Below are 10,906 nucleotides of genomic sequence, written 5' to 3' on the forward strand. Positions count from 1 at the left end.
AACATGCGCGGCCCGGACGTCCATGACCGGCCGACTCGGCAATCCCGGAGATGCTCCGAACCGGAGCCGCACACATCATGGGCAGGGCCGTCCGGCAAGACATCTGAAGGAGAACACCCGAATGCGGAACCGCATCGACATTGACATCTGGGTGCCGCTCTACCCGTTCATGCCGTACTTCCTCGACCGGACCCGTGAGTTGGCCGAGCAGTTCACCTCCACCCATTCCGAATACCGGATCCAGGTGACGGGCGTGGACTGGTTGTCGCTTCCGCAGGCCGTGCACGACGCGGCCCGGCAGGGTGCCGCTCCGACCATCGCGCAGTACTTCTACACCTCGACCCGGGAAGCTCTCGACGCCCGGAAACCGAACGGGGAGCCGCTGTTCACCTCGGTGGAGCGAGCGATCGCGGGCCGCACCGAGATCCTGGGTGAGCCGGTGGTCCTCGACGACATCACTCCGGCGGCCCGCCGGTACTACACCTTCGACGGCGAGGTGGCGGCCATGCCCCCGCTCACCTCGACCACCCTGCTCTACGCCAACACCAGCCTCCTCGCCCGGGCCGGTATCGACGACGTCCCGCGGACCTGGGCGGAGCTGGAGGCCGCCTGCCGGGCCGTCGTCGCGCTGCCGGACGGGCCCGAGTACGGGGCCAACTGGCCCAACCACGGCTGGCTGTTCCAGCAGGCGGCGGCCCAGCAGGGCGCGCTGCTCGCCGACCACGACAACGGCCGGTCCGGCCGCGCCGAGACCATGCGTCTCGACTCGGACGCGATGCTGGCGTACTTCCAGTGGTGGCGGCGGCTGCACCGGGACGGGCTGTACCTCTACCGCGGCAGGCCGACGTCCGCCCAGAGCGACTGGGACGCCAACTTCCGAGCCTTCGCCGACCAGAGGGTCGCGTTCACCCTCACCACCTCGGTCGAAGCCGAACGGATGATCGGAGCCGGCCGGGACGGCGGCTTCACGGTGCGGGCCTGCCGGATGCCGTACAACGAGCAGGTGCCCTACGCGGGCAACGTGATCGGCGGTGACGCGCTGTGGCTGGCGGACGGCCTGGACGAGGCCACGCTGGACGGCGCGCTGGCCTTCATGCAGTACCTCAACGCTCCTCGGGCCGCCGCCGAGCGCCACCGGGACACCGGCTTCATCGCCGTCACCGACGCAGCGATCGAACTCCTCGACGAGGAAGGGTGGTTCAAGGAGAACCCGCACTTCCGCACGGCGCTGGACCAGCTCGCCGCCAACGACGGCTCGCCCGCCGCGCAGGGCGCGGTGCTCGGGGACTTCGCCGGGATCCAGCGCGTGCTGACCGAGGCCATGCACGACGTCCTGGTCTCCGAGGTGGACGTGCGCGACCGGCTGGCCCGGGCCAACGCCCAGGCGCAGCGGCTGCTGGACGACTACAACGCGGCTTGCCGCGGGCTCCGTACCAAGGGACCGATCACCGTCGGCTGAGCCGGGGGGCCGGGGGGCCGGGGGGCCGGGGGGCCGGGGGAGGGGGCGCGGGGTGACGACTCGGCAACCCCCGCACCCGCCTGGCGAACCTAGGGCTCCTGGCGCAGACCCAGCGCAGCGTCCGGCGCCGCGACCACCCCGGCCAGCACCTTGCGGAACCGCTCCACCATGGCGGCCACCGAACTCTCGTCGTAGAGGTTGCTGTTGTACTGGATGCCGGCCACCACATCGCCCGCCGGATCCAGATTCAGCGTCCACAGCGCGCCGTTCGGCACGTCCGAGCCCACCGGCTGGGAGTCCAGCCGGCGCCGGATCTCGGTGAACTCGACATCGCCGATCTTCTCCCCGTCCAGCACGAACGGGAACGGGAACACCTGGAAGACGCAGGCGGCGCGGGTGTCCTCCATGACCGGCAGCATCAGCTCCGGTGCCTGGGCCAGGATCTGCACGAACGGAATGTCGTGGGAATAGGCCTCCAGGCAGGTGGTCCGGATCCGGCCCACCACCTCGCGGAAGTCCCGGCAGCCGGCCAGCTCGGTGCGCAGCGGCAGCAGATTGAGGAACGGTCCGACCGTGTTGTGGAACTCCTCCTTCTGGCGCCCGGGGGAGAAGGTCGGCACCACGACGTCGGTGCTGCCGGTGGTCCGCTGGACCATGAGCGCGAACGCGCCGAGCAGCACCATGAACGGAGTGCTGCGCAGCGCCTTGGCCAGCTCCACCGCCCCCGACACCAGCGGTGCGTCGACGGTGAAGCGGTACACCGCCGTGGACTCCGGCAAACCCGACGACTTCGGCCGGTCGGTGGGAACGGAGATGATCCGGGCGCCCGCGAGCTTGCGCCGCCAGAATACGCGCGAGCGCTCCGCCTCGGCACTCGCCGAGAACGCGCGCTGCCAGGTCACGAACTCGCGGTAGGGAAGGGCCGGGGGCGGTTCCGGTACGGCCCAGCCGCGCCGCGCGGCATAGCGAACGGCCAGGTCGCGGATGATCCGCCGGACCGACCAGCCGTCCGCCGCGGTGTGGTGCACGATCAGCGCCAGGACCGCTGACTCCTCGTCGAAGCGCAGCAACGTCGCCTTGAGCAGGGGCAGTTCGCGCGCGTCGATGGTGCCGGACTCGACCTCGGTCAGCAGCCGCTGCGCGGCCTGTTCCCGGGCGCCCGCGTCGGCGGCGTCCGCCTCGCGCAACTCCAGCCGTACCGGGGTCGGTGGTTGGACGTGCTGATGCCACTCGTCGGCGTGCCGGACGACGACCGTGCGCAGTGCCTCGTGGCGTGCCACCACATCGTCCAGTGCCTGTCGCAGGGTGTCGACGTGCACCTTGCCGCGCAGCCACCAGCCGTGGACGATGTGAAAACGCGGGCCGAACGGCCCCTCGTCGTCCCCCCGGTCGAATCCGTAGAGGAATTCCTGGTTGTAGGAGAGCGGGATCCGGCCGACGGAATCGCCGGCCTGTGACGCGCTGTCAGGACTCATGGGGGTTTTGTCCTCCCACCGGGATCGGCCGAACTTTGCGGGGAACCCTAGCCTTTGCCCTTTCGCCGGGGGTTCTTCCAGCGTGCTGGCAATCCGAAAGATGTGCCGTCCCCCTGCCGCGTGTGACCGTGGCTGGCAGTCCATCCGTCCACGGAAAGTACGGCTGAGGAGCTGCGCTGGAATGACGGCCGCCACGATTCGCGCTTCCGAACCGCCTTCCCCGCCCGAACCCGGCCTCACCCCCGCCGAGATCATCGCCAGGGCGGAGGCCATGGCGCCGACGCTCGTGGCGCGCCAGGCCGAGACCGAGCGGCGCACGTACTACGCCCAGGACACCCATGACGCGTTCGCCGACGCGGGCTTCTACCGGATCCTGGTTCCCCGGCGCTACGGCGGCTACGAGTTCGGCATCGACACCTTCCTGCGAGTGACGACGACGCTCGCCCGGGGCTGCCCCTCGACCGCCTGGATGTTCTGCCTGGGGGCCACCCACGCGCTCCCCGTCGCATCGCTGTTCGGCGAACGCGCCCAGGCCGAACTGTTTCGTGGCGGCGACTTCATCTGCCCGGCGACCATCGTGCCGAGCGGCTCGGCGAAGCGGACCCCGGACGGGGACTGGGAGCTGAACGGCACATGGAAGTACTGCTCGGGCTCGCCGTACGCGACCCACTTCCTCGGCCATGTTCTGGTGCCCGGCGAAGCGGGGGAACCCCCGGCGCCGATGCTGTTCGTCGCCCCGCGCAGCGAGTTCCGCCGCCTCGACGACTGGGGCGGCCAGCTGGGCCTCAAAGGCAGTGGATCGCACAGCATCGTGATCGACAACGGCCGGATCCCGGAGCATTTCGCGTTCCCCGGGACGCACATGAGCGAGGTGGACACCACCGAGGGCACGCCGGGCAGCCGGCTGCACGGAAACCCGGAGTACGGCGGCGGCCCGCTCAGCTTCATGCTGCTGGAGGTCGCCTCGCTCGCCGTCGGCATGGCCCAGGGCGCCCTCGATGCCTACGAGGAGCTGATGCGCGAACGGACCACCCTCTTCCCCCCGGTCGTCACCCGCGCCGAGGACCCGGACTACCAGTTCTGGTACGGCGAGGCGGCCGGGCTCATCACGACGGCGGAGGCCGCCGTCCGGCAGGCGATCCGGCAGTGGCACGACCTGTGCGCCGCCGGTCCGGGCGCCTTCACCCGGGAGCAGGATCTGCGCCTCGCCACCATCTGCCGCGAGGTCATCCGGCTGTCCTGGCGCGCCGTGGAGGGGCAGCTGTTCCCCACGGCCGGTTCCAGCGCCGCACGCAACGGCGAGCGGATCGAGCGGGTGTGGCGTGACATGTCCACGCTACACAGTCATGCAGGGGTCGGCGTGCTGCTGAAGTCGGTGACCACTCGCGAGCTCGCCCGCGCCCGGTTCGGCGTCGCGTAGCCGTCGTCGAAGGGCCGCCGGAGCGCCGGCGGCATGACCGTCCGGACCGCCCCCCAGAGGCCGCCGGAGCCACTCACTCGACGATCGGGAACCATTGCATGACCGGGACCGAACTGCCCGCGGTGACCATCGCGCGCGCCGGAGAGGCGCCGTTCGCCGCGGCCACCGCCGTGTTCAACCTCGCCGCTCCGGTCCGGCCCGCCGCGGCGGTCACGGTCCGCACCGTCGAGGAGGTCCGGCGCGCCGTCCGCCACGCGGTGTCCGAACGGCTGTGGATCCGACCGCTCACCAGCGGACACGCCTCCTCCTCGGCCCGCCCGATGGACGACTCCCTGCTGGTCCGCACGGAGCCGGCGGGCCCGGTCGAGATCGACGCCGCCTCCCGCACGGCGCGCATCCCGGCCGGGACGCGCTGGGGAGCGGTCGTCGAGGCGGCCGCCGCACACGGGCTGGCGGCCGCCCACGGGACATCGGCGACCGTCGGTGTGGTCGGCTACCTGTTGCGCGGCGGTGTCAGCGTCTACGGGCGGCACACTGGACTCGCCGTCAACACCGTCCGCGCCGTCGAACTCGTCACCGCGGACGGTGAGCTGCACTGCGCCGACGCCGCGACGGACCCGGAGCTCTTCTGGGCGCTGCGCGGAGGGGGCGGCGGCTTCGGCGTGGTCACCGCGGTCGAGATCGGCCTGTTCCCGGCGGACCGGGTGATCACCGGTGCCGCGTTCTGGCCCGCGGCGCACGGTCCTGAGCTGTTCTCCCGGTGGATCCGGTGGACCCGCAACGCCCCCTCGACCGTCACCACGGCGCTGCGGGTGATGAATCTGCCGGACGTGCCCGGCATCCCGCCCGAACTGACCGGCGGACCGGTGGTGTGCCTGACCGGCACGGTGCTCGCCCGCACCGAGCACGACGCGGTGACCGCCGAGCGGCGCGCCGAGGAACTGCTCGGACCGCTGCGATCCGTCGCCGAGCCGCTGCTCGACACCTGGTCCGCCGCCGCGCCGCCCGCGGTGGTCGGCTCCCACATGGACCCCACCGATCCCGTGCCCGTGGCCGGCGACCATCTGTTGCTCTCCCAGCTCGGCGAGGACGGCATCGACGTCTTCCTCCGGCTGCTCGGCGAGGGATCCGGCTCGCCACTGGTCAACGCCGAGCTGCGCCAGCTCGGCGGCGCGCTGGCGGCGCACCATCCGGACGGCGGCGCGCTGACCCGCCTCGACGCGGCCTTCGCCTTCACGGCGGGCGGCCTGGTGACGGATCCCGCCGCGGAGTCCGCGATCCGCGCACACTGCGCCAAAGTCCGCTCGGGGCTCGCCCCTTGGGACACCGGGTGGACCGCGCCCACGCTGGTCGAGCACCTCGACCAGCCCCAGCGGCACCTCTCACCCGACACGGTCGCCCGCGTCGACCGTGTTCGCCGCCGGATCGACCCGTCCGGGATCTTCCGCCACGACATCCCCCCGGGTGCATCGGCCCGCTATGAGAAAGAGACCGACGCGTCAGCCGCACCGATGTCGAATCCTGGCCATCGGCACCGACTTACAGACGAGCGACGTCTGTAGGGGGCGTCCGCGACGTCAGGAGCGCAAGTGTGAAGTACATGCTGATACTGCACATGGACCCCGCGGCATGGGACGCCCTCGCGGACGAGGCCCGCGAGGAGTTCGTGCAGGGGCACCGCGCCTTCCACAAGACCGTCGCGGAGGCGGGTGAGCTGGTCGCCGCGCACACCCTGGCCCATGTGTCCCAGAGCACCGTGGTCCGCGTGGTCGACGACGCCGTGTCGGTCACCGACGGCCCGCTCCTGGCCCCGCCGATCCAGTTCTCCGGCTTCTACCTGATCGACTGCGAAACCGCCGGGCGCGCACACGAGCTGGCCGCTCTCCTCCCCGAGGCCCGTATGGCGGGGCTGGGCATCGAGGTGCGGCCGCTCATGCTGCCGTCCGGCATCGAGATGTGACCGGTGGGGCGCGCGTGCGCGCGGCGGCGTGCGCCCCAGCGGGAGACCGAACCGTGTCGCCCAGCCGTTCCCGTTCTGGAGAAAGAGGTTGCACATGAGTTCGCCGACGCCGGACCGGGCGGTCACCCTGCCGTCGCTGACGGGCTTGCGGGCCATATCCCTGCTCTTCGTCTTCATGGGCCACTCGCTCGCCCTCGGGGCGTTCTCCGACCCGGAGGCCGCCGCCGACTACAACACGCTGACGGGCAGCGGGCGCATCGCCTTCCTCGCCGTCTCGTTCTTCTTCGTCCTCAGCGGATTCGTGCTCACCTGGTCGGCGAAGCCGGAGCACAGCGCACGCGGCTTCTGGCGGCGCAGGCTGGTGCGCATCGGCCCCTGCCACCTGTTGATCGCGGCCATCGCCCTGGTCCAGTTCGCCGCCGCGGGTGAGACGCTCAGATGGGGTCCCGCGCTGGCGAACATCTTCCTGGTGCAGAACTGGTGGCCCGACCAAGACCTGATCATGTATCAGCTCAACGGCACGACCTGGTCGCTGTCGGTCGAATTGCTGTGCTACGCAATGTTCCCGCTGCTGTTCCGGCTGATCAGTCGTCTCGGCACCCGGGCGCTCTGGTCCTGGGCCATCGGCCTGGGCCTGGCCGCCGCTCTCATTCCACTGGTCAGCTACCCGCTGCTCTCGGGCTTCCCGCCGAGTGACTTCTACCCCCAGGGGTCCTGGCCCCAGCTGTGGGCGCTGTACTTCTTCCCGCCCGTCCGGGCGATCGAATTCGTACTCGGCATGTTCCTCGCCCGGATCATCGCCTCCGGGCGGTGGCCGAACATCGGGATCCTGCCGGCCGTCCTGCTCAACGTCGCCGCCTTCGTCCTGCTGTACTTCCTGCCCAGCCCCTTCGGGAACGCCGCGCTCTACCCGATCCCGTCCGCCCTGCTGATCGGGGCCGCGGCCACCAGGGACCTGTCGGGGCGCAGCTCGGTCCTCAGCGGGCGGTTCCTGGTGTGGCTCGGGGAGCTGTCCTTCGTCTTCTACATCTCCCACCTCGTCGCGATGTTCGCGGTGCACGCGGCCTTCGCGGGCGACGTGGTGGGCTACGCCCGCGCGTACGACCGGGTCACGTTCGCAACGCCCACCGCCATCGCGTTCATGGCCGGTCTCCTCGTTCTCTGCGTCGGCCTTGCCTGGGTGCTGCGCAGGACGGTCGAGCTGCCGGCCATGCGGCGCTGGAGCCGTCCGGCGGCGCAATACCCGACCCGCCGAACGGATCCCGAACCCCAGCCCCAACCCCAGCAGTGATCACCCACCTCACGATCGGAGACAGCCATGGCCGACGCGGCCGACACGACCGACTCCCCGCAGCCCCCGTCCTACCCGATGCGCCGCACCTGCCCGTACGAGGTGCCGGACGGATACCGCGAACTGCGTGACCGCCCCACCCTGGGCAAAGTGAGACTGCCCAGCGGCAAACTCGCCTGGGCCGCGACGCGCTACGAGGACGTCAAGGCGATGCTGGGCGACAACCGCTTCAGCTCGAACCTGCGTCACCCGGGATTCCCCCTGCTGATGGAGCACCAGGTGCCCGCGCCCGAGTTCTCCACCTCACTGGTGGGGATGGACCCGCCGGAGCACACCCTGGCCCGGCGCGCCGTGGCCGGTGATTTCACCCCGCGCAGCGTCGACCGGCTGCGCCCCCGCGTCCAGGAGATCGTGGAGGAGTACGTCGACCGGCTGCTGGACGGGCCCCGTCCCGCCGACCTGATCGACGCGTTCGCCAACCCGGTCCCGCTGCTGGTGATCTGTGAGCTGATCGGCGTGCCCTTCGAGGACCGCGAGTTCTTCCTGCGGATCTCCTTCACGGTGATGAACGCCACCACACCGGAGGCCGGCGCCCGCGGCATGGCGGAGCTGATGGGCTACATGGACAAGCTGGTGACCGACAAGGAGCGGGAGCCGACCGATGACGTGATCGGGCGGCTGGCCGCCCGGCGGGGCGAGCCGGGCGTCCCCGACCACCGCGACCTCGTGGCGATGGCCTTCATGCTGCTCATGGCCGGCCACGAGACACCCGCCAACATCATCGGGCTGGGCGCCATGCTGCTTCTCGACCGCCCGGAGCTGCTCCAGACGCTGCGCGACGACCCGTCCCGCTGGCCGGCGGCCGTCAACGAGCTGCTGCGGTACTTCACCATCGCGGAGATCGGCAATTCCCGGGTCGCCTTGGCGGACGTCGAGCTCGGCGGTGCCCGGATCGCGGCCGGTGAGGGCATACTCGGCCTGACGGTGGGCGCCAACCGGGATCCGGAACGCTTCTCGGACCCCGACGTCTTCGACATCGACCGGGCCGATCAGCGTCACCTTTCCTTCGGCCACGGCGCGCACCAGTGTCTCGGCCAGCACCTGGTGCGGATCGAGCTGGAGATCGCCCTGGCGACGCTGTTCACACGCATCCCCGAGCTGCGGCTCGTCGAGCCTGTCGAGAAGCTGCGGTTCAAGGAGGAGCACGTCAACTACGGTCTGCACGCGCTGCCGGTCACCTGGTGAGGGAGGAGCGCATGCGGATCCGGACCACCTCGGACACCTGCATCGGCGCGGGCCGGTGCTTCCGCACGGCGCCCGAGCTGTTCGACCAGAACGAGGCCGACGCGACCGTCGTCGTGCTCGTCGACCAGGTGACGGGCGACCGGCTGGAGAAGGCGCGGGAGGCGGTCGACGACTGCCCGACGCGCACGCTCTACCTGACCGAGGAATAGCGACCGGGGACGAGCAGCCGGGGAAGGAACGGTCGTGACCGGCGCGGGGCCCCAGGGCCCCGCGCCGGTCATCGGGTCATTCGGCGCCTGCGCGGCTCGCCCGCTGGAAGTAGATCCCCGCCAGGACCGCCAGCAGGACGAAGACGGCGATGCAGACGGCGGCGACGGCGTGCATCCCGCTCACGAACGCCGAGTGCGCCGCCTTCAGCATCGCCGCCGAGGCGTCGCTACCTAGGTGCGAGGCCTCGGCGGCGGCCCCGGCGACGGTCTCCCGCGCGCGATCGGCGGCGGCGTCGCCCAGCCCTGCGGGCAGCGCGTCGCTCACCCGGTGGCTGTACACCGCGGAGAGGACCGTGCCGAGGACCGCCAGCCCGAGCGCACCACCGAGGTAGTTCGCGGTCTCCGCCATCGACGCGGCGGAACCCGCGCGCTCCGGCGGCACCGAGCCGACCACCAGACCGGTGCCGAGCGCGAACATCGGACCGGCTCCCAGACCGATGATCGCGGTGCCGAGCACGGGCAGCCAGGCGCCGTGGTCGTCGTTCGCCACCATCAGCACTGCCGCACCGATCGCGGAGAGGAACATGCCGCCGATGATCGCGGTCCGCGGAGTGATCGCACGGGTCAGGGCCGGCGTGGACATCGTCCCCACCGCCATGCACAGGCCCATCGGCATGAACCACAGGGCCGAGGCCAGCGGGGAGTGGCCGAGCACCGTCTGGAGCAGCTGGGTGACCGCCAGGGCCGAACCCGCCAGCACCATCCCGGCCAGCGCCAGCGCGGTCAGGATGAGCGTGAACGAGCTGTTCGCGAAGAGCCGCAGGTCGAGCAGCGGGTCGTCGACGCGGAGCTGACGGCGCACGAACACGGCGCCGAACACGCCGCCGACCACCAGCGCCACCCCGGCGGACAGGGCGGTGCCGCTCCCCAGCGAGAACACCTTGATCGCGTACACCAGGGGCAGAATCCCGAGCAGGGACAGCACGACGCTGGTGAGGTCGGGACGCCGCGCCTGCTCGGGGCGGAACTCCGGGAGCAGCAGGGGCCCGGCGATCAGCACCACCGCCGCGACCGGGACGGCCAGCAGGAACACCGCGCCCCACCAGAACGGGACGAGCAGCACGCCGCCGAGCACGGGGCCGAGGGCCGCGCCCGTGAAGGTGCAGGTGGCCCAGATCGAGATGGCCTTTCCGCGCTGCCTGTCGTCCCGGAAGATGTTGGTGATCAGGGCGAGGGTGGACGGCATCAGCGTGGCGCCCGCCATGCCCTGCACGCCGCGCGCGATGATCAGCATGAGCGGACTGGTCGCCCACGCGCAGGCGAGCGAGGCCAGCGCGAACACCGCCATGCCGATCAGGAGAAGCCGGCGGCGCCCGATCCGGTCGCCGAGCGTGCCCATGGTGATCACCAGGCCGGCCACCATGAAGCCGTAGGCGTCGGTGATCCACAGCTGCTGGACGTTGCTGGCGCCCAGGTCGGCGGTGAGCGCGGGCAGTGCCAGGAGCATGACGTTCGCGTCGAGCGCGACCAGCAGTGTCGGCAGCGCGAGGACCGCGAGCGCCCACCAGGGCCGTGCTCCGGTTCGTGTGGGGCTTGTTACCGCCGCGGTGACGGTCATGTCGTGTACGTCCTCTCGCTCATCGGAGTGTCGTTCACGACGTCGTCGGAGCGAGGAGCGGAATCTTGCGCCGGATCGCGGAACTTTTTTCCCAGGAGGTCCCCGCGGCGCGACGATTCACCCGTTCGGCTTAGGGGTCCTTTCAGAAAGCCGGGATCTTGCGGGCGAGGGTCATGCAATGGGCGAGCTGGAGGAACGCGTCGTGCATGTCGTCCCGTGTTTCCCAGCG

9 protein-coding genes and 1 pseudogene are annotated in these 10,906 nt (G+C 71.1%); 7 read left to right on the forward strand and 3 right to left on the reverse strand.

What is annotated here, in order from left to right; all coding sequences use genetic code 11:
* Nucleotides 1-121 precede the first annotated feature (121 nt).
* The gene (locus ACYVMZ_RS35950) at nucleotides 122-1,459 is read left to right on the forward strand and encodes an extracellular solute-binding protein (protein ID WP_461087084.1); all 1,338 of its coding nucleotides are present in this window, start codon (nucleotides 122-124) and stop codon (nucleotides 1,457-1,459) included.
* 89 nt (nucleotides 1,460-1,548) lie between these two features.
* Here the strand turns inward: ACYVMZ_RS35950 and ACYVMZ_RS35955 are convergent, their stop codons facing one another.
* The gene (locus ACYVMZ_RS35955) at nucleotides 1,549-2,934 is read right to left on the reverse strand and encodes a condensation domain-containing protein (RefSeq protein WP_461087085.1); all 1,386 of its coding nucleotides are present in this window, start codon (nucleotides 2,932-2,934) and stop codon (nucleotides 1,549-1,551) included.
* Nucleotides 2,935-3,115: 181 nt separating this feature from the next.
* Between ACYVMZ_RS35955 and ACYVMZ_RS35960 the strand changes: the two genes are divergently transcribed.
* From ACYVMZ_RS35960 to ACYVMZ_RS35985, 6 genes are all read left to right on the forward strand, one after another.
* The gene (locus tag ACYVMZ_RS35960; RefSeq protein ID WP_461087086.1) at nucleotides 3,116-4,354 is read left to right on the forward strand and encodes an acyl-CoA dehydrogenase family protein; all 1,239 of its coding nucleotides are present in this window, start codon (nucleotides 3,116-3,118) and stop codon (nucleotides 4,352-4,354) included.
* A gap of 98 nt (nucleotides 4,355-4,452) precedes the next feature.
* Entirely contained in the window at nucleotides 4,453-5,916 is a 1,464-nt protein-coding gene (locus ACYVMZ_RS35965; RefSeq protein ID WP_461087087.1) for an FAD-binding protein, read from the forward strand.
* A gap of 38 nt (nucleotides 5,917-5,954) precedes the next feature.
* A complete protein-coding gene (locus ACYVMZ_RS35970; RefSeq protein ID WP_461087096.1) occupies nucleotides 5,955-6,314 on the forward strand; it encodes a YciI family protein in 360 nt (119 codons plus the stop codon).
* A 94-nt stretch (nucleotides 6,315-6,408) separates the two neighbouring features.
* The gene (locus tag ACYVMZ_RS35975) at nucleotides 6,409-7,605 is read left to right on the forward strand and encodes an acyltransferase family protein (RefSeq protein WP_461087088.1); all 1,197 of its coding nucleotides are present in this window, start codon (nucleotides 6,409-6,411) and stop codon (nucleotides 7,603-7,605) included.
* A 27-nt stretch (nucleotides 7,606-7,632) separates the two neighbouring features.
* Complete coding sequence (locus ACYVMZ_RS35980) at nucleotides 7,633-8,850, forward strand: cytochrome P450 (RefSeq protein WP_461087089.1); 1,218 nt, start codon at nucleotides 7,633-7,635, stop codon at nucleotides 8,848-8,850.
* Between the two features lie 11 nt (nucleotides 8,851-8,861).
* Nucleotides 8,862-9,059 (forward strand): ferredoxin, encoded by a 198-nt coding sequence (locus tag ACYVMZ_RS35985; RefSeq protein WP_461087090.1) that lies wholly within the window; start codon nucleotides 8,862-8,864, stop codon nucleotides 9,057-9,059.
* A gap of 76 nt (nucleotides 9,060-9,135) precedes the next feature.
* Here the strand turns inward: ACYVMZ_RS35985 and ACYVMZ_RS35990 are convergent, their stop codons facing one another.
* Together ACYVMZ_RS35990 and ACYVMZ_RS35995 are read right to left on the reverse strand one after the other, a co-directional pair.
* Complete coding sequence (locus tag ACYVMZ_RS35990; protein WP_461087091.1) at nucleotides 9,136-10,677, reverse strand: MFS transporter; 1,542 nt, start codon at nucleotides 10,675-10,677, stop codon at nucleotides 9,136-9,138.
* Nucleotides 10,678-10,819: 142 nt separating this feature from the next.
* Nucleotides 10,820-10,906 (reverse strand): annotated as a pseudogene (locus tag ACYVMZ_RS35995) (IS5/IS1182 family transposase); the annotation flags it as partial.

The sequence above is a fragment of the Streptomyces deserti genome, from assembly GCF_054782695.1.

Excerpts from the sequence above, each read along its gene's own strand:
- ACYVMZ_RS35950 (WP_461087084.1), top strand. The coding sequence starts at position 122 with ATGCGGAACCGCATCGACATTGACATCTGGGTGCCGCTCTACCCGTTC.
- ACYVMZ_RS35955 (WP_461087085.1), bottom strand. The coding sequence starts at position 2,934 with ATGAGTCCTGACAGCGCGTCACAGGCCGGCGATTCCGTCGGCCGGATC.
- ACYVMZ_RS35960 (WP_461087086.1), top strand. The coding sequence starts at position 3,116 with ATGACGGCCGCCACGATTCGCGCTTCCGAACCGCCTTCCCCGCCCGAA.
- ACYVMZ_RS35965 (WP_461087087.1), top strand. The coding sequence starts at position 4,453 with ATGACCGGGACCGAACTGCCCGCGGTGACCATCGCGCGCGCCGGAGAG.
- ACYVMZ_RS35970 (WP_461087096.1), top strand. The coding sequence starts at position 5,955 with ATGCTGATACTGCACATGGACCCCGCGGCATGGGACGCCCTCGCGGAC.
- ACYVMZ_RS35975 (WP_461087088.1), top strand. The coding sequence starts at position 6,409 with ATGAGTTCGCCGACGCCGGACCGGGCGGTCACCCTGCCGTCGCTGACG.
- ACYVMZ_RS35980 (WP_461087089.1), top strand. The coding sequence starts at position 7,633 with ATGGCCGACGCGGCCGACACGACCGACTCCCCGCAGCCCCCGTCCTAC.
- ACYVMZ_RS35985 (WP_461087090.1), top strand. The coding sequence starts at position 8,862 with ATGCGGATCCGGACCACCTCGGACACCTGCATCGGCGCGGGCCGGTGC.
- ACYVMZ_RS35990 (WP_461087091.1), bottom strand. The coding sequence starts at position 10,677 with ATGACCGTCACCGCGGCGGTAACAAGCCCCACACGAACCGGAGCACGG.